We start from the raw sequence: 17,522 nt of genomic DNA, 5'->3' as shown, positions 1-17,522 counted from the left end.
TGTCACGTTGTGGCTGCCGGCGGTGAGTCGCCGGGGAGGCGGTCGGCGCGGGCGTTGAGGTAACGCTGCTGCGCCAGGTTGGTGGCCTGCGCGGCGGCCGTCCGGTACGCGACCCGGGCCGCCGCGGCCTCGCCGCGCCGTTCCAGCAGATGCGCGCGTACGGCGGCCAACCTCGGATCCCGGGACAGCCGCCCGTCGGCGGCGACCTTGTCGACAAGCGCCAGTCCCGCGTCCGGACCGTCAGTCATGGCCACCGCGACGGCGTGGTTCAACGCGACAAGCGGGTTGGCGTCCATCGCCGTCAGCACCTCGTACAGCGCGACGATCTGCGGCCAGTCGGTCTCGTCCGGGCCGGGCGCCTCGTCGTGCAGGGCGGCGATGGCGGCCTGGACCTGGTACGGGCCGGGTCGTCCCCGGTGCAGCGCCTCGATCACGAGCGCCGTGCCCTCGGTGATCTGGTCGGCCCGCCAGCGGGCACGGTCCTGTTCGGCCATCGGCACCAGTTCGCCGTGCGGACCGGTGCGCGCCGGCGCGCGGGCGTCGGTGAGCAGCAGCAACGCCAGCAGTCCGGTCACCTCCTCGGCGTCGGGCAGCAGCCGACGCAGCAGCCGGGTCAGTCGGATCGCCTCGGCGCACAGGTCGGCGCGGAGCAGCCCCGGCCCGAAGGTGCTCGCGTACCCCTCGTTGAAGATCAGGTAGAGCACCCGGAGCACGGCCGTGAGGCGCGCCGGGACCTCGGCCGGCGCGGGCATCGCGAACGGCAGCCCACTGTCCCGGATCCGCTGCTTGCCCCGGGTGATCCGCCGGGTCATGGTCTGCTCCGGCACCAGGAACGCCCGGGCCACCTCGGCAGTGCTCAACCCGCCCACCGCCCGTAGGGTCAGCGCGATCTGCGTGGCCGGGGGCAGCGACGGATGGCAGCACAGGAACAGCAGGATCAGCGTGTCGTCGGAGTCCGCCACCCGGTCACCTGACGGTGGCAGCCGCCACTCGGCCAGCACCCGCCGCCCGACGACGTCCTCCCGGTGCCGTCGGGCCTGCTCGGCGCGGAGCAGATCGGTGAGCCGTCGGGACGCCACCGTGATCAACCAGGCGCGGGGATTCGCCGGTACACCGTCACGGGGCCAGCCGGTGGCCGCCGCGATCAGCGCCTCCTGGGTGGCGTCCTCGGCGGTGTCGAAATGCCCGTAACGGCGTACCAGCGCGCCGAGAACCTGCGGCACCAGCCGGCGCAGCAGGTCCTCGACGCTCGGTTCGTCCATCAGGCGAGTTCGTCGATGCCCTCGGCGATCGGCCGGACATCGACGTACTCCCCGGGGTTGTCCGGGTTGACCAGGGTGGCGGCGATCTCGGCGGCCCGGTCGAAGCTGGCGCACTCGACCACCGTGTACCCGGCGAGAACCTCCTGCGTCTCCGGGTACGGCCCATCGGTGACCATGGGAGCGCCGTCGCGGAGCTGGACCCGGCGGGCGTGCACCGGCGCGGTCAGACCCTGCGCGTCCACCAGTTCACCGGCGTCGGCGAGGTCCTGGTGCACCTTGCCCATGTGCGCGTGCATCGCGGCCACCTGCTCGGCGGTCATCGCCGGCCGGTCGGAGCTGTGCCCGGCCATCGCGTCGTAGTCCCGCTGCGAGCCGTACAACATGATCATGTATTTCACGGGTGTCTCCCTCTCGCGTCCGCCACCCTCTCGGTGCCGGTTCATCAGGGACGTCGGAGCCGGACGTCCGTTCCGGACACGGACCACCGCACCCGGTGTCGACCTTAGAACGTGTTCGCGGAGGCCACGCCGTACTGCCACCGGCCGCGCCGCGGTGCGCAGGACGCCGGCCGGGACTCCGCCCATCCGGGCGAGCCTCCTCGAACACGCCGTGAAAGGCCGGCGACTGAACCGGACGGGGCGGTAAGGCGTACCTGACGGCAACGGGCGTGACGGTCGTACCGTCGGGGTACTGGATCGGCGACGTCGAGGCGGGAGGAGCACGGTGGCGGCAGGTGGGCGAGGGCGACGCCGGGGAAGGCTCGCCGGCCTGGCGGTGGCGTTGGTGGCAGCAGCCGCCTGCATGGTGGAGCCGGTGGACGGACCGGCGGACCCGACCGGGCAGCGGGCACCGGCCGAACCGACGGCCGAGGTGACCCGGGCCGACGGCACCGACACCGTGGAGGAGTTCCGGCAGGACGTGGCCGACGCGCAGCGGCTGGCCGAGCTGTACTGGGCCGACCAGTTCGAGGCGTCGGGACAGACCTTCCGGCCGGTCCGGCGGGTCATCCCGTACCAGCGCGACGGTGAGGTCTCCTGCGGCGGCCAGGAGGTGCCCCGCAACAACGCTGTCTACTGCACCGTCAGCGACTACATCGCGTACGACATCAACTGGTCCTTCGGGGCCTTCCGGCAGATCGGTGACGCGTTCGTGTTCTACCTGCTCGGCCACGAGTACGCGCACGGCATCCAGACCCGGCTGGGCATCCGCTACAACTTCACCATCCAGCAGGAGTTGCAGGCCGACTGCATGGCCGGGGCGTTCCTCGGCGACTCGGTGCGGGCCGGCCGGCTCACCCTGGAGGAGGGTGACCTCGACGAGTTCAACGAGGGGCTGCTGGCCGTCGGCGACGACTCCGGTCAACCGTGGTTCGCCGAGGGCTCGCACGGCACCCCCGAGCAGCGGTCCGAGGCGTTCTTCCGCGGGTACGAGCGGTCCCTGGACGCCTGCGACCTGGGTTGAGAAAGGTCACTACGTCGAGCGCCGAACCACCGGCGGCTGGCAGGATTCACCGGTTACCCGAGCCCGAGGAGGATCCGGTGAGCAGCATCCGTCCGGCCGCCGTGCTCTTCGACATGGACGGCACCCTGGTCGACAGCGAACGGTTGTGGGACGTCGCGTTGGCCGAACTCGCGCACCGCTACGGCGGCACCCTGTCGACCGAGGCCCGTCGGGCGATCATCGGCACGGGCATGGCCGACTCGATGCGGATCCTGCACGACGACCTGGGACAGCCGCACCGGGATCCGCTGACCAGCGCGGAGTGGATCAACGCGCGGATTCTGGAGCTGTTCCGCACCGGGTTGCAGTGGCGGCCCGGGGCGCTGGCGCTGCTCGGCGCGGTCCGGCAGGCGGAGATCCCGACCGCCCTGGTCACCTCCAGCGGCCGGGCACTTGTCGAGATCGCGCTGGACACCCTCGGTCGCGACAGCTTCGACGTGGTGGTCTGCGGTGACGAGGTCGACTCGACGAAGCCGCACCCGGAGCCGTACCTGACGGCCGCCCGGCTGCTCGGGGTGCCGATCGACAGGTGCGTGGCGATCGAGGACTCGGCGACCGGCGTGGCCAGTGCGGTAGCCGCCGGTGCCGCCGTGCTGGCCGTGCCGGCCGAGGTGCCGCTCGCGCCCACCGACGGCGTACACCAGTTGGAGAGCCTGCTCCTGGCGGACCTGGAGCTGCTGGCCGGGCTGCTGCCCCGCACCCCGCCCGACCCCGCCCCCGCCCGCCACCCGGTCCGCCCCGGCTGACCCGCTCGACGCACAGCGAGGGGCCCCTGCCACCGCACGGTGGCAGGGGCCCCTCGTTCGGTTCTCAGTCGTGGGCGATGGCGCCCAGCACGTTGATCCGGGCGGCCCGGATCGCCGGCAGCACCGCCGCGACCACGCCGATGATCGCGGCCAGGCCGAGGAAGACACCCATCTGGCCCCACGGCAGGACCAGCTTGGTGATGCCCTCGTCGCGCAGGGCCTCCACCACCGCGGCACCCAGGCCGGCACCGACCACGACGCCGAGCAGCGCACCGAACACCGAGATCACCACCGCCTCCACGGTGATCATCCCCATGGTCTGCGACCGGCGCAGGCCGATGGCACGCAGCAGACCCAGCTCCCGGGTCCGCTCCAGCACCGACAGGGCGAGGGTGTTGATGATGCCGAGCACCGCGATCACGATGGCCAGCGCCAGCAGGATCTGGATCATCTGGAGCAGCCCGTCGAGTTGTCCGGCCTGCTGCTCGATGAACGCGTCCCGATCGGCCACCGACACCTCAGGGCTGTCCGTCAGCAGCGCCTCCACCCGGGGCAGCACGTCGGCCGCCCGGACCCCCGACTCCAACTGGATGTAGCCCTGGATGGGCTGCGGGATGGAGAAGTCACGCGCCGCCTCGGCCGGCAACGTCACGCCACCGAACAGCGGGGTGCTCTCGTAGATGCCGGTGACCGTGTAGGTGCGTTCCTCACCACGGGCCAGTTGCACAGGCACCGTGGCGCCGACCGACAGGCCACGCGACTCCGCCGCGTCGGAGCTGACAAGCATCTGGCCCGGCCCCAGCCGGTCGATGTCGCCAGCCGTGGCGGTGAGACCGAACATCTGCGTGAGCGCGCTCGGTTCGCTGCTGGCACCGACCCAGGTGCGTTCACCGCCGACAAGCGCCATGTCGCCGTACTCGCCGTCGACGAGGCGGACCCCCGGAATGGCCTTCGCCTCGTCCAGCACCGCCGGGTCGAACGTCGGCGGGCGTGGACCGGACTGCGCCCCGGCGATCACCAGCTCGGCGCTGATGCTGTCCTGCGCCAGGCCGCTGATGCTGCTCTTGGCCGAATCCAGGATCACCGTGATGCCGGTGACCAGGGCGATGCCCACCATCAGCGCGGCGGCGGTGATCGCGGTACGGCGCGGGTTGCGACCGGAGTTGAGCCGGCCCAGCTTGCCCGGCACCCAGCCGGAGAAGACAGTGCCCAGCGCCGCCACCACCGGTCGGCTGATCAGCGGCGTCAACAGCGCGACACCGATGAACGAGAACAGCACGCCACCGAGGATGGTGGCCAGCGTGCTGTCACCCGCATGCCCGCCCAGGCCGAGGAAGAGCAGGGTGGCACCGATCGCGGTGACCAGCGCACCACCGACTGTCACCTTGGTCAGTGGCCGATCCGGCGTCGCCACGTCCTGCATCGCCGCGATCGGTGGAATCCGCGCGGCCCGCAGCGCCGGCAGCAGCGCCGCCAGCACCGTGATCACCAGACCGACACCGAACGCGCCGATCACCGCCGACGCCGGCACTGCCACCCCGGCCAGGGCCAGACCACCGGCGAGGTTGCCGAACAGGTACGCCAGCAGCGCGCCGATGCCGATGCCGGCGGCCAGGCCGAACACCGAGGCGATCAAGCCGACGGCAACCGCCTCCAGCACCACCGAGCCGATGATCTGCTTGCCGCTGGCCCCGACCGCCCGGAGCAACGCCAGCTCCCGGGTGCGCTGCGCCACGATGATCGAGAACGTGTTGAGGATCAGGAACGTGCCGACCAGCAGGGCGACCGCAGCGAAGCCGAGCAGGATCCGGTTGAAGAAGGACAGCCCCTCCTTCAGGCCGGCGGCGGCGTCGGCGGAGAGCTGCTCGCCGGTCTTGACCACGAAGTCGTCGCCCATCGCGGCGGCCACCGAGTCGCGCAACGTGTCGTCGGAGACGCCGGCGGCGGCGGTGACCACGATGTTGCTGAACGTGTCCTGTTCACCGAGCATCAGCTGCTGCGCCACCGGGGTGGTGAACATGACCTCGTTGGTGCCGCCCAGGGAGTCCCGGTCGCCGCTGTAGCCGAAGATGCCGACGATGGTGAAATCCTTGCGCGGCTCCAGGGTGAGCACGCCCACCCGGTCGCCGAGCGCCACCCGGCCGGCGTCCGCCAACCCCTTGTTGATCACGATCTCGTCGTCGGCCTGCGGCTCCCGACCCTCCCGCAGCCGCACCAGGTCGCTCTCACCTGTCCAGTTCCCGCCCAACTGCGGCGGCCCGAACGAGGTGACGGCCTTGCCGTTGCTGCCGATCAGTCGGGCCCCGTCGGCGACGACCACACCTGTGGCCTCAGCCACCCCGTCCACCGCGCGCACCCGCTCCAGGGCGGCGGCCGGGAACGGGCTGGCCAGCTGCTCGCCCTCCATCTCGCCGAGTGCCAACTTCGGCTTGGCGGCCACGTTCACGTCGACCTCGGCGTACGCGTCGGCGAACAGCGAATCGAAGGAGCGGCCCAGGGTGTCGGTGAGGACGAAGGCACCGGAGACGAACATGACGCCGAGCACCACGGCCAGGCCGGACAGGATCAGCCGGACCTTGCGGGCCAGCAGACTCTTCAGGGTTGCCCGGAACATCAGCCGGCCACCTCGGCAGGCGTGTCCAGCTTCTTCATCGTGTCCAGCACCGTGTCGGCGGTCGGCTCGATCAACTCCGAGACGATCTGCCCGTCGGCGAGGAACACCACCCGGTCGGCGTACGCGGCGGCCGTCGGATCGTGGGTGACCATGACGATGGTCTGCCCGTGCTGGCGTACCGAGTCGCGCAGGAAGTTCAACACCTCCGCGCCGGAGCGCGAGTCGAGGTTACCTGTCGGCTCGTCGGCGAAGATCACCTCGGGGCGGGCGACCAGGGCGCGAGCACACGCCACCCGCTGCTGCTGACCGCCGGACAACTGCGCCGGCCGGTGGCCCAGGCGGTCCCGCAGGCCCACCGTGTCGATCACCACGTCGTACCAGGCCGGGTCCGGCTTGCGCCCGGCGATCGACAGCGGGAGCAGGATGTTCTCCTTGGCGGTCAACGTCGGCAACAGGTTGAACTGCTGGAAGATGAAGCCGACCTTGTCGCGGCGCAGCTTCGTCAGACCCGCGTCACCGAGCCCGGTCACTGTGGTCTCGCCGATCGCCACCGTCCCCCGGGTCACCGAGTCCAACCCGGCCAGGCAGTGCATCAACGTCGACTTGCCGGAACCCGACGGGCCCATGATCGCTGTGAACCGTCCGCGCTCGAACTCCGCGCTGACCCCCCGCAGGGCGATGACCTGAGCCTCGCCGCTGCCGTACACCTTCCACACATCGCTCGCCCGGGCTGCGGCCGATGCCGGCTGGCCTGTCGTAGCGGTCACGTCACGTACCTCTCCGTCGAGTCTGCTCGCACCGCCCCCGCTGGTCCGGTGCGAGTCCATCATCTGTGCTGCCCACCGCCGATCCGTCCGACTCCGGGCGGAGGCGGAGCGGATTTCCGGCTGCGGGTACCCCCCAACCGAAGTCAGGGTTGTCCCCGACCCCGGCACCGGTGGTCATCCGGCAGCCGGTGGTCACGGTCATCCTGGACGTTGCCGCCGCGTGAGGGTCAACCGATTTCCACCGCAGGCCGTCACGGTAGGTGACGGATGCAACGCCCGCGTTACGCCCCAGGTCGGACCAGGCCCGATTCGTACGCCAACACCACCGCCTGCACCCGGTCGCGTAGCCCCAGCTTGGTCAACACATGTCCGACGTGCGTCTTGATGGTGGTCTCGCTGACCGACAGCGCCCGGGCGATCTCAGCGTTCGACAACCCGCGGGCGACCTGCACGAGCACTTCCCGCTCCCGTTCGGTCAACGCGCCCAGCGCCTTCGGCGGCGTCGCGGCCGGGTCCGGCAGCACGTCGGCGAACCGGTCCAGCAGCCGACGCAGGATCCGCGGCGCCACCACCGCGTCACCGGCGGCCACCGTGTGGATCGCGGTGACCAGATCCTCCGCCGGCACGTCCTTGGCCAGAAAGCCGCTCGCCCCGGCCCGCAGCGCCCCCACGACGTACTCGTCCAGATCGAAGGTGGTCAGAATGAGCACCCGCACCGGCAACCGGGCGTCCACGATCGCCCGGGTGGCGCTCACCCCGTCCATCCGCGGCATCCGAATGTCCATCAACACCACGTCCGGCAACAACCGACGGGACAGTTCCACCGCCTCCACCCCGTCGCCCGCCTCCGCCACGATGTCCAGATCGGCCTCCGCGCCGAGGACCATTCGGAAGCCGGTACGCAGCAACGGCTGGTCGTCGGCGAGCAGAATCCGCACCGGCCGGTCCCGGCCCGTCGAATCGACCATCTGGTCCTCCCTGTCGGCTGTACCGCTCACCACGCCCGCCTCACCGACCGCTCGCGTCCGGAGGCCCGCCTCACCGACGGCTCGCTTCCGGTAGGGGCTCGACCGGAATCCGGGCGTACACCCGGTAACCACCGCCGGTCCGCGCGCCGATGCGCAGGATCCCACCGTAGAGGCCGACCCGTTCCCGCATCCCGACCAGGCCGTGTCCGATCCGATCGGTGTCCGGTGACGGCCCGCGACCGGTGTCGGTGACCTCGACCTCCACCGCGTCGCCAGCGAAACCGACCCGCACCTGCGCGGTCGCCGTACCGGCGTGCTTGAGGGCGTTGGTCAGCGCCTCCTGCACGATCCGGTACACGGTCAACGCCACCCCCTCCTCCAACTGCCCCGGTGTACCGGTCACCGTCAACGTCACAGGCAACCCGGCCTCCCGGACCTGGTCGGTGAGCGCCTCGATGCCGGAGATGCCCGGTTGCGGCGCCAACTCCACAGCCGGCTCGGCCTCGGTACGCAGCACGTCGAGCAGCCGACGTAGTTCCCGCAGGGTCGCCCGGCTGGTCTCCTCGATGGTGGCCATCGCCTCGTCGGCGCCGTCCGGGTCTCGGCGCAGCACCCGCCGTACCCCGGTCGCCAACACCCCCATCACGCTGACATGGTGGGCCACCACGTCGTGCAACTCCCGGGCGATCCGGCGCCGCTCGTCCGCGACCGCCTGCTCCGCAAGCGCCCGCTGATTCGCCTCGGCCACCCGGGCCCGTTCCCGCAACGCCTCCGTGGACGAGCGCCGGGCGTGCACCGTCCGGCCGACCGAGAACGACACGATCCCCACCAGGATGTTGTTCGCGATCAGGAACGCCGTACTGACCTGAGGGATGCCCTCCGGCGGCACCAGCGTGTTCGCCACGGCCACCGGAAGCCACAACCCCACCGCCGCGACCACCGCCGGACGCACCGGACGGTAGGCGGCCATCGTGTAGGTGAGCACCACGAAGGTGAGGCTCTGGGTGGTCGGCGCCACCGACATGAGGACGGGCAGTAGCAGCGTCGCCAACGCGGCCAGCAGCGCCGGCCACGGCGCCACCCGGCGCAGCACGACAGGCGCCGCGCACAACACGCTCCACCCCAGCGCCGCCGGCAGCGGCCGTGGCCAGAACTCTCGGGGCGTGAGCAGGGTGAACACGACCTCCCCCAGGATCAGGCCGACGGCCAGCAGCGCGTCACCGGCCAGCGGATTGCGACGCAGCCACTCCCTCAGCGCATTACCCACGCCACGACGCTAGCCGCCCACGCCGCCGAAAGATCGTCTTGTGTGGTGACTCGGCCCTCATCCCCGGGAAGGAGAGTGGCTACTCGTCCGCGCCCGGTGGCACCGGGGAGGTCCGGGCGTCCCGCAACGGATCAGCCGCCGCCGCCGGCTCCGGAAACGGCGGCGGTGTCCCGCCGAAGCTGGGGCAGCGCGCCTGATGGCTGCACCAGTCGCAGAGCCGGCTCGGCCGGGGCCGGAAATCCCGGGCGGCGGTGGCCTGCTCGATCGCCCGCCACAACGCCACCACCGTCCGCTCGAACCGCAGCAGCTCCTCCGCGTCCGGGGCGTAGTCACACACCTCGGCGTCCTTGAGATAGAGCAGACGCAGCACCCGGGGCACCACACCACGGGTACGCCACAACACGAGCGCGTAGAACTTCAGCTGAAACAACGCCCGCGCCTCGAACGCCTCCCGCGGTGCGCCGCCGGTCTTGTAGTCCACCACCCGCAGCGCGCCGTCCGGAGCCACGTCGAGGCGGTCGAGGTAGCCACGGATCAGCAGCTCGTCGTCGACCACGGCGGAGATCAGGCTCTCCCGCTCGGCCGGCTCCAGCCGGCGCGGATCCTCCACCGCGAAGTAGCCGCCGAGCAGGGCCGACGCCGAGCGGACGAACTCCGCTGCGGCGGCGGGATCATCCTCGGGGAACAGCCCGCCCAACTCCGGCTGCTCGGTGACCAGGCGGTCCCACTGACCGGCGACGAGATCACCTGCGGCCTCCGGTGTGCGGGCGGCCGACGGCAGGTCGAACAGCCGCTCCAGCACGGCGTGCACGAGCGTGCCGCGCGCCTGCTCCACGGTGGGCCGCTCGGGCAGCCGGTCGATGCTGCGGAACCGGTAGAGCAGTGGACAGGTCTTGAAATCCGCCGCCCGCGACGGTGACAGCGAGGCCCGCACCGTCGGCGGCAGCTCGGTCGGGGTCGGGGCCTGCTGAGTGATCACCGGATCCGCCGTCATGCCCCGGAAGGTTAGGCCACCGGTGTGACAGGCCGGCCGCCGCCATTCCGGTAGGTGATCTCCGGCCGCGTAGCATCAGCCCGATGGAACAGCGCAGGCGACCACGGGCCAGCCAGCGTCCCGGCATGCGGGTGGGCCGGATCCTCGGGGTGCCGCTGTACCTGAACGCCTCGATTCTCCTGCTCGCCCTGCTGATCACGGTCCTGTACGGCGAACTGGCCGGCCAACGGCTGCAACTGTCCCCGCTCGGCGGCTACCTCGTCGGCGCCGGCTTCGTCCTCGCGCTGCTCGGCTCGGTGCTCGCCCACGAACTCGGCCACGCCCTCACCGCCCGACGCTTCGGCATCGGGGTGCGCGGAATCACCCTGGAACTGCTCGGCGGGTACACCGAGATGGACCGCGACGCCCCCTCCCCACGGGTGGACCTGCTGGTGTCGCTGGCCGGACCGGCCGTCTCCGCGGTGCTCGGCGCGGCCGCCGTCGCCGCGACGCTGGCCCTGCCCGACCGCACCGTGGCCGACCAGCTCGCCTTCCAGCTCGCGGCGAGCAACGTCATCGTCGCGGTGTTCAACATCCTGCCCGGTCTACCGCTCGACGGTGGGCGGGCGTTGCGCGCGGTGGTCTGGGCACTGACCCGGGACCGGCACCGGGCCACCGAGGTGGCCGGGTGGGCCGGTAGAGTCCTCGCCGTCGGCACCGCGTTGCTGGTGGCGGCGCTCTACGCGATCGACGTGCTGAGCCTGCTGGCGTTGCCGCTGACCGCACTTGTCGCGCTCACCCTCTGGCACGGCGCCGGACAGTCGATCCGGATGTCCCGGATCAGCCGGCGGCTCCCCCTCATCGACCTGGCCAGCCTGGCCCGCCCGGTGCACCAGGTACCCACCGGCACCCCGCTGGCCGAGGCGCAGCGCCGCGCCGAACAGGCCCACCCGGTCACCGAGCCGCACCAGGTTGCCGCGCTGCTGGTGACCGACACCGCCGGCCGGCCGGTGGCCCTGGTCGACCCGGCCGCCGCCGCGGCGGTGCCCGAGGCCCGCCGGCCCTGGCTGGCCGTGGACGCGGTCGCCCGTACCCTCGCCGACCTGCCGGCCATCCCGGTGACCACGGACGGCGAACAGGTGCTGGAGACCGTGCAGGCCCACCCGGGCGCACAGTACGTCGTGACGGCAGGCGAAGATGTCGTAGGCGTTCTGCACATCGCGGATCTGGCTCAACTGCTCGAACCTCACCGGAAGATGAACACGTGACCGTCACCCACTCCGCCCACCCGGCCAGCGACCTCCCCGAGGAGAAGGTGGAGCCGCCCGCCGTGCGGCGGGGGCCGTTCCAGCCCGGTGACCGGGTGCAGCTGACCGACCCCAAGGGGCGGATGCACACGGTGACCCTGGAGCCGGGCAAGGAGTTCCACACCCACCGCGGCATCCTGGCGCACGACACACTCATCGGCCTGCCCGACGGCAGCGTCGTGACCACCTCCGGTGGCGGCACCGCGTTCCTGGCGCTGCGCCCGCTGCTGTCGGACTACGTGCTCTCCATGCCCCGGGGCGCCCAGGTGATCTACCCCAAGGACGCCGCGCAGATCGTCGCGATGGGCGACGTCTTCCCCGGCGCCAAGGTCCTCGAGGCCGGCGCCGGCTCCGGAGCGTTGAGCTGCTCGCTGCTGCGCGCGGTGGGCACCACAGGTGAACTGCACTCCTACGAGCTGCGCGACGACTTCGCCCAGATCGCCCGCCGCAACGTCGACTCGTTCTTCCAGGGCCCGCACCCGGCCTGGCACCTGCACGTCGGTGACGTCGCCGGGTGCCGCGAGACCGGTTTCGACCGGATCATCCTGGACATGCTCACCCCCTGGGAGAACCTCGACATGGTCGAACGCGCGCTGCTGCCCGGCGGCGTGTTCATCGGCTACGTGGCCACCACCCCCCAGCTGTCCGAGCTGGTGGAGGCGCTGCGCGAGCGCGGCGGCTGGACCGAGCCACGAGCCTGGGAATCACTTGTCCGCGACTGGCACGCCGAAGGGCTGGCGGTCCGCCCCGACCACCGGATGATCGCCCACACCGCGTTCCTCGTCTCCGCGCGTAAGCTCGCCCCCGGAGTCACCGCCCCGCCACGGCGGCGCAAGCCCAGCAAGGGCACCGAGGCGTACGCGCAACGCCGCCAGGCGCTCCGGGAGGCGGAGGCGGCCCGGCAGGCGACAGTGGTGCCGCACGAGGCGCCGGCCGAGCAGACACGACCCGAGGTGACGCAGGAGACGGACAGGCCGTGACGGCGGAGGTGATCCGATGAGTGAGCGTCAGCGAGCGAGTCATCAACTCAGCGCCTTTGTGTCTCATGTCGGTCCGCAGCGCAGCGGAGGGCCGGCATGAGTGAGCGTCAGCGAGCGAGTCATCAACTCAGCGTCTTTGTGTCTCATGTCGGCCTGCAGCGCAGCGGAGGGCCGGCATGAGCCGTCCCGGCTTCGGCGGTGGCGACCTGCCGGCCGTCTTTCCGGACTGGTCGCCGTACACCGATCTCGAATCGGCGGCGCGGGCCTACCTGCGCGACCCCGACGTCGCCTTGGAGGCGCTCGGCGGCGTCCTGCGCGGGGCGTCGGTGCTCGGCTTCACCCTGGAACGCTTCGTCAACGAGGTCAACGGCGTGTGGCAGGAGGTCGTCGTCTGCGATGGCAGCCGCCTGGTGCTCTGGCACGGCGAGGACGTGCCGCCGGGGGAGGGGCCGCCGGGCTCGATGACCTCCTCGCTGCGGGTGGTGCCGGTCTCCTCGGTCACCGAGGTCGGCTGCCGGCGTCGGCTGTTCCGCCACGACAACGGCGAGATCCGGGTCGACAGCATCGACGTCTACCTGCTGTTGACCTCGCTCGACGAGTCGCCGCCGAGTGAGGAGAGCGCTGGCGGGCCGCGCCATGACGCGCTGCGCTTCGGCAAGACCCTCGACGACGGCGGTGCCGGGCAGATCGCCCGGTTGGAGGAGTTCGCCCGGCTGGTCGCCTCGGTGGTCGGCCGCCCGTTGCTGTAGTGGCCGCCTGGCGGGTCATCCCGGGATCAGCCGGGCTCCCGGATCAGTCGTCGGCCTCCGGGCCGGCGACCTCGACGCCGTCGCTGCCGCGCACGACGTGAATGCACTCGCCGGGGCACTCCTTCGCCGAGTCGATCACCTCAAGGCGCAGGTGCTCCGGCACGTCCACCCGGCCGCCCGGCGCCTGCACCAGCTCACCGTCCGGGCCCTTGACGTACGCCAACCCGTCGATGTCGAACTCGAAGACCTCCGGCGCGTACTGCACGCACAGCCCGTCGCCCGTGCACAGATCCTGGTCGACCCAGACCTGCAGCTGGTCGGTCGCGACCTCGGCCACCGGTGCACCCCCCATGTTCTCCCGTCCCACCCCTCGACGGTACCCGAATGCCCGTACCCGCCCGTCGACCCACCCTTGGCGATCAAGCTTCGGTGACAGGCGCGTTGCGGAGGACCGAATCGGGCTCATAGCGGCTAGTGTTAGGTCAGAACGTTCAAGCCCCCCGGGGAGGTGGGACGTGGCACGCAGCGACGACGCGGACTCGCGCGCCGCACGGTGGGAGAAGGAGGCCCACGATCTCTCCACGCAGGTCGCGTTCCTTCAAGAGGAACTCGCTCTGGTGCGGCGCAAGTTGACCGAGAGCCCCCGACACGTCCGGCAGCTCGAAGAGCGGCTGGCCGCCACCCAGGCGCAGTTGGCGCGGCTGACCGAGAACAACGAACGGCTCGTGAGCACTCTCAAGGAAGCTCGCGCGCAGATCGTGACGCTCAAGGAGGAGATCGACCGGCTCGCTCAACCCCCAAGTGGCTACGGCGTCTTCCTGGCCCGGCACGACGACGGCACTGTCGACGTCTTCACCGGCGGTCGCAAACTGCGCGTCGCCGTCTCACCCTCGCTCGACGTGGGTGAGCTGCAGCGCGGCCAGGAGGTCCTGCTCAACGACGCGCTCAACATCGTCGACGCGTTCGGCTACGAGCGGGTCGGCGAGGTGGTCATGCTCAAGGAGATCCTCGCGGGCCCCGAAGGCGCACCGGGTGACCGGGCGCTCGTGGTGTCGCACTCCGACGAGGAACGCATCGTGCACCTGGCCGAGACCCTGATCGGCAGTGCGATCCGGGCCGGCGACTCGCTCATGATCGAACCTCGCTCGGCGTACGCGTACGAGCGGATTCCCAAGAGCGAGGTCGAGGAACTCGTGCTGGAGGAGGTGCCGGACGTCGACTACAGCGACATCGGCGGCCTGCACTCCCAGATCGAGCAGATCCGCGACGCGGTGGAGCTGCCGTTCCTGCACGCAGACCTGTTCCGGGAGCACCAGCTGCGCCCGCCGAAGGGCATCCTGCTCTACGGCCCGCCGGGCTGCGGTAAGACGCTCATCGCCAAGGCGGTCGCCAACTCCCTCGCCAAGAAGATCGCCGAGCGGCAGGGCAAGGAGCGGCACACCAGCTTCTTCCTCAACATCAAAGGCCCCGAGCTGCTCAACAAGTACGTCGGCGAGACCGAGCGGCACATCCGGCTGATCTTCCAGCGGGCCCGGGAGAAGGCCGGCGAAGGCACGCCGGTCATCGTCTTCTTCGACGAGATGGACTCGGTCTTCCGCACCCGCGGCTCCGGTGTCTCCTCAGACGTGGAGAACACCATCGTGCCGCAGCTGCTCAGCGAGATCGACGGCGTCGAGGGGCTGGAGAACGTCATCGTCATCGGCGCCTCCAACCGGGAAGACATGATCGACCCGGCGATCCTGCGCCCGGGACGACTCGACGTGAAGATCAAGATCGAGCGTCCGGACGCCGAGGCAGCCAAGGACATCTTCTCCAAGTACATCCTCCCCGGCCTGCCGCTGCACGCCGACGACCTGGCCGAACACGGCAGCGATCCGCAGGCCACCGTCGCCGCCATGATCGACGCGGTGGTGCTACGGATGTACTCGGAGACGGAGGAGAACCGCTTCCTCGAGGTCACCTACGCCAACGGTGACAAGGAAGTCCTGTACTTCAAGGACTTCAACTCCGGCGCGATGATCCAGAACATCGTCGACCGGGGCAAGAAGATGGCCATCAAGGAGTTCCTCACCTCCGGTCGCAAGGGGCTGCGCCTGCAGCACCTGCTCGACGCCTGCGTCGACGAGTTCCGCGAGAACGAGGACCTGCCCAACACCACGAACCCGGACGACTGGGCCCGCATCTCCGGCAAGAAGGGCGAGCGGATCGTCTACATCCGTACGCTCGTCTCCGGCGGCAAGGGCGCCGAGGCCGGACGCTCCATCGAGACCGCGAGCAACACCGGTCAGTACCTCTGACCGGTACGCGCCACCGGGGCCCGCGACGCCACGCGTCGCGGGCCCCGTCGTACGCCGGGACCGCGTCGCACAGGGCACGCCACCTCGGCTCCGGGGCGGACCCGCCCCACCGCCACGCCCCCGGTTGGCGAAGTGGCGACTACGCTCGACATGACGGGGACCGGTCGGGCAAACGAAGCGGGTAGGTCGATGAGCGTTAGACGAATCATGGGCACCGAGGTCGAGTACGGCATCTCCGTTCCCGGCCAGGCCGGCGCCAACCCGATGGTCACCTCCTCGCAGGTGGTGAACGCCTACGGCGCCCGACCGGAGCTGAACCGCGGCGGCCGGGCGCGATGGGACTACGAGGAGGAGTCACCGCTGCGGGACGCCCGCGGCTTCACCTACTCCGGCGCGGCCTACGACCCGGCCGAGGCGCTCGCCGACGAGGACCTCGGCCTGGCCAACGTGATCCTGACCAACGGGGCGCGGCTCTACGTCGACCACGCGCACCCGGAGTACTCCACCCCCGAGGTGACGAACCCGCGCGACGTGGTCCGCTGGGACAAGGCGGGCGAGCGGGTGATGGCGGAGGCGGCGCGGCGGGCCGCCACGATCCCCGGCACGGCACCGATCCACCTCTACAAGAACAACACCGACAACAAGGGAGCCAGCTACGGCGCGCACGAGAACTACCTCATGCGCCGGCAGACGCCGTTCGCCGACATCGTGGCGTACCTGACGCCGTTCTTCGTGACCCGGCAGATCGTCTGCGGCGCCGGCCGCGTCGGCATCGGCCAGGACGGCGGCCAGAGCGGCTTCCAGATCTCCCAGCGCGCCGACTTCTTCGAGGTCGAGGTCGGTCTCGAGACCACCCTCAAACGGCCGATCATCAACACCCGTGACGAACCGCACGCCGACGCGGACAAGTACCGCCGCCTGCACGTCATCATCGGCGACGCGAACCTCTCGGAGATCTCCACATACCTCAAGGTGGGCACCACCGCGCTGATCCTCACGATGATCGAGGAGAAGGCCCTCGGCCCGGACCTCGGCATCGCCGACCCCGTCGGCGAACTGCGCGCGGTCAGCCACGACCCGTCGCTGTCACACCTGATGCGGCTGCGCGACGGACGCCGGCTGACCGCCATGGACGTTCAGTGGGCCTACCTGGAGCGGGTGCGGGCGTTCGTCGACGACCGCTACGGCGACGACGTCGACGAGCAGACCGCCGACGTGCTGGACCGGTGGGAGAACGTGCTCGACCGGCTCGGGCGCGACGTGATGCTCTGCGCCGACGAGCTGGACTGGGTGGCGAAGCTGCGGCTGCTGGAGGGCTACCGGGAGCGGGAGAAGCTCGGCTGGGGATCGCACAAGCTCCAGCTGGTCGACCTGCAGTATTCCGACGTGCGCCCGGAGAAGGGCCTCTACCACCGGTTGGTCTCCCGTGGGTCGATGAAGACGCTGCTCAGCGACGAGGAGAGCCGCTCGGCGATGACGGAGCCGCCGGAGGACACCCGGGCCTACTTCCGGGGCCGCTGCCTGGCCCAGTACGCCTCCGAAGTGGTCGCCGCCAGTTGGGATTCGGTGATCTTCGACGTCGGCCGCGAGTCGCTGGTGCGGGTGCCGATGATGGAGCCGGAACGTGGCACCAGGCGGCACGTCGGAGAGTTGTTCGACCGCTGTGCCAGCGCCAAGGATCTGCTGGAGACCCTGACCGGCGGCTGACCCACAGGTCCCCGTCCGTCAGCTGTTCGTCCTCCGCGGGTCGGTACCGGCGCGCGGAGGACGATTCGTCGCTCCCGCGAGGTAAGTTCATCGCAGGGAGATCGTGGAGGAGGCAACGATGGCCACTCGTGACAGCGGCGGTCAGTCGCAGTCGGACAAGTCCCGTCAGGGCGAAGAGGTCGAGGACGTCACAGTCGAGGCGAACCCGGAGGTCGCCGAGCGGCACGCCGAGATCACCGAGGACGTCGACGACCTGCTCGACGAGATCGACTCCGTCCTCGAAGAAAACGCCGAGGAGTTCGTGAGGGGATATGTCCAAAAAGGGGGTCAATGAGGCATATGTCCGATTTGCCTACCGAGTCGGACAAGATTTGCCCACAGTGCC

Annotated in this window: 16 protein-coding genes; 8 read left to right on the top strand and 8 right to left on the bottom strand. The window is 70.7% G+C overall.

The genetic code is table 11. The features are described 5' to 3' along the window. Window positions 1–2: 2 nt before the first annotated feature. Window positions 3–1,262 carry an RNA polymerase sigma factor gene (locus Van01_RS23525; protein ID WP_204011595.1) on the bottom strand — a complete coding sequence of 420 codons (1,260 nt, stop codon included), beginning with the start codon at window positions 1,260–1,262 and terminating at the stop codon, window positions 3–5. After that, window positions 1,262–1,651 (bottom strand): YciI family protein, encoded by a 390-nt coding sequence (locus Van01_RS23520; protein ID WP_239093854.1) that lies wholly within the window; start codon window positions 1,649–1,651, stop codon window positions 1,262–1,264. Before Van01_RS23520 ends, Van01_RS23525 begins: the two co-directional genes overlap by 1 nt. A 301-nt stretch (window positions 1,652–1,952) precedes the next feature. On the opposite strand from Van01_RS23520, the gene Van01_RS23515 reads away from it, so the two are divergent. Both Van01_RS23515 and Van01_RS23510 read left to right on the top strand, forming a co-directional pair. Then, window positions 1,953–2,723, top strand: coding sequence for a neutral zinc metallopeptidase (locus tag Van01_RS23515; RefSeq protein ID WP_204011672.1), 771 nt, complete (start codon window positions 1,953–1,955; stop codon window positions 2,721–2,723). A gap of 101 nt (window positions 2,724–2,824) precedes the next feature. Then, window positions 2,825–3,508 (top strand): HAD family hydrolase, encoded by a 684-nt coding sequence (locus tag Van01_RS23510; RefSeq protein WP_204011671.1) that lies wholly within the window; start codon window positions 2,825–2,827, stop codon window positions 3,506–3,508. A gap of 64 nt (window positions 3,509–3,572) precedes the next feature. On the opposite strand, the gene Van01_RS23505 is transcribed toward Van01_RS23510, so the two are convergent. The 5 genes from Van01_RS23505 to Van01_RS23485 form a co-directional block, all read right to left on the bottom strand. Further along, window positions 3,573–6,122, bottom strand: coding sequence for an ABC transporter permease (locus Van01_RS23505; protein WP_204011593.1), 2,550 nt, complete (start codon window positions 6,120–6,122; stop codon window positions 3,573–3,575). Next, window positions 6,122–6,889, bottom strand: coding sequence for an ABC transporter ATP-binding protein (locus tag Van01_RS23500; protein ID WP_204011592.1), 768 nt, complete (start codon window positions 6,887–6,889; stop codon window positions 6,122–6,124). Before Van01_RS23500 ends, Van01_RS23505 begins: the two co-directional genes overlap by 1 nt. A 281-nt stretch (window positions 6,890–7,170) precedes the next feature. Next, window positions 7,171–7,857 carry a response regulator gene (locus tag Van01_RS23495; protein ID WP_204011591.1) on the bottom strand — a complete coding sequence of 229 codons (687 nt, stop codon included), beginning with the start codon at window positions 7,855–7,857 and terminating at the stop codon, window positions 7,171–7,173. 70 nt (window positions 7,858–7,927) lie between these two features. Then, entirely contained in the window at window positions 7,928–9,124 is a 1,197-nt protein-coding gene (locus tag Van01_RS23490; RefSeq protein ID WP_204011589.1) for a sensor histidine kinase, read from the bottom strand. A gap of 79 nt (window positions 9,125–9,203) precedes the next feature. Then, window positions 9,204–10,118 carry a RecB family exonuclease gene (locus tag Van01_RS23485; protein WP_204011587.1) on the bottom strand — a complete coding sequence of 305 codons (915 nt, stop codon included), beginning with the start codon at window positions 10,116–10,118 and terminating at the stop codon, window positions 9,204–9,206. Window positions 10,119–10,201: 83 nt separating this feature from the next. On the opposite strand from Van01_RS23485, the gene Van01_RS23480 reads away from it, so the two are divergent. The 3 genes from Van01_RS23480 (at window position 10,202) to Van01_RS23470 (ending at window position 13,133) form a co-directional block, all read left to right on the top strand. Further along, window positions 10,202–11,365 carry a M50 family metallopeptidase gene (locus tag Van01_RS23480; RefSeq protein WP_204011584.1) on the top strand — a complete coding sequence of 388 codons (1,164 nt, stop codon included), beginning with the start codon at window positions 10,202–10,204 and terminating at the stop codon, window positions 11,363–11,365. A 47-nt stretch (window positions 11,366–11,412) separates the two neighbouring features. Then, window positions 11,413–12,384 (top strand): tRNA (adenine-N1)-methyltransferase, encoded by a 972-nt coding sequence (locus tag Van01_RS23475; RefSeq protein ID WP_239099255.1) that lies wholly within the window; start codon window positions 11,413–11,415, stop codon window positions 12,382–12,384. A 176-nt stretch (window positions 12,385–12,560) separates the two neighbouring features. Beyond that, entirely contained in the window at window positions 12,561–13,133 is a 573-nt protein-coding gene (locus Van01_RS23470) for a hypothetical protein (RefSeq protein WP_099845578.1), read from the top strand. A gap of 43 nt (window positions 13,134–13,176) precedes the next feature. Here the strand turns inward: Van01_RS23470 and Van01_RS23465 are convergent, their stop codons facing one another. Then, entirely contained in the window at window positions 13,177–13,470 is a 294-nt protein-coding gene (locus Van01_RS23465; RefSeq protein WP_204011669.1) for a ferredoxin, read from the bottom strand. A gap of 178 nt (window positions 13,471–13,648) precedes the next feature. Between Van01_RS23465 and arc the strand changes: the two genes are divergently transcribed. The 3 genes from arc to Van01_RS23450 all read left to right on the top strand — a co-directional run bounded on the left by arc (window position 13,649) and on the right by Van01_RS23450 (window position 17,471). Next, window positions 13,649–15,430, top strand: coding sequence for a proteasome ATPase (gene arc, locus Van01_RS23460; RefSeq protein WP_099845579.1), 1,782 nt, complete (start codon window positions 13,649–13,651; stop codon window positions 15,428–15,430). A 189-nt stretch (window positions 15,431–15,619) separates the two neighbouring features. After that, on the top strand, window positions 15,620–17,137 hold the full coding sequence (gene dop / locus Van01_RS23455) for a depupylase/deamidase Dop (protein WP_373306287.1): 1,518 nt from the start codon (window positions 15,620–15,622) through the stop codon (window positions 17,135–17,137). A gap of 118 nt (window positions 17,138–17,255) precedes the next feature. Beyond that, on the top strand, window positions 17,256–17,471 hold the full coding sequence (locus Van01_RS23450; protein ID WP_204011578.1) for a ubiquitin-like protein Pup: 216 nt from the start codon (window positions 17,256–17,258) through the stop codon (window positions 17,469–17,471). Window positions 17,472–17,522 lie beyond the last annotated feature (51 nt).

The organism is Micromonospora andamanensis (genome assembly GCF_016863495.1).
In the GTDB taxonomy this organism is placed as follows: Bacteria; Actinomycetota; Actinomycetes; order Mycobacteriales; family Micromonosporaceae; genus Micromonospora; species Micromonospora andamanensis.
This window is presented reverse-complemented; position numbering and strand designations above follow the sequence as displayed.

Coding starts and splice junctions, on each gene's coding strand:
- Van01_RS23525 (WP_204011595.1), bottom strand. CDS start 1,262: ATGGACGAACCGAGCGTCGAGGACCTGCTGCGCCGGCTGGTGCCGCAG.
- Van01_RS23520 (WP_239093854.1), bottom strand. CDS start 1,651: ATGATCATGTTGTACGGCTCGCAGCGGGACTACGACGCGATGGCCGGG.
- Van01_RS23505 (WP_204011593.1), bottom strand. CDS start 6,122: ATGTTCCGGGCAACCCTGAAGAGTCTGCTGGCCCGCAAGGTCCGGCTG.
- Van01_RS23495 (WP_204011591.1), bottom strand. CDS start 7,857: ATGGTCGATTCGACGGGCCGGGACCGGCCGGTGCGGATTCTGCTCGCC.
- Van01_RS23485 (WP_204011587.1), bottom strand. CDS start 10,118: ATGACGGCGGATCCGGTGATCACTCAGCAGGCCCCGACCCCGACCGAG.
- Van01_RS23480 (WP_204011584.1), top strand. CDS start 10,202: ATGGAACAGCGCAGGCGACCACGGGCCAGCCAGCGTCCCGGCATGCGG.
- Van01_RS23470 (WP_099845578.1), top strand. CDS start 12,561: ATGAGCCGTCCCGGCTTCGGCGGTGGCGACCTGCCGGCCGTCTTTCCG.
- dop (WP_373306287.1), top strand. CDS start 15,620: ATGAGCGTTAGACGAATCATGGGCACCGAGGTCGAGTACGGCATCTCC.
- Van01_RS23450 (WP_204011578.1), top strand. CDS start 17,256: ATGGCCACTCGTGACAGCGGCGGTCAGTCGCAGTCGGACAAGTCCCGT.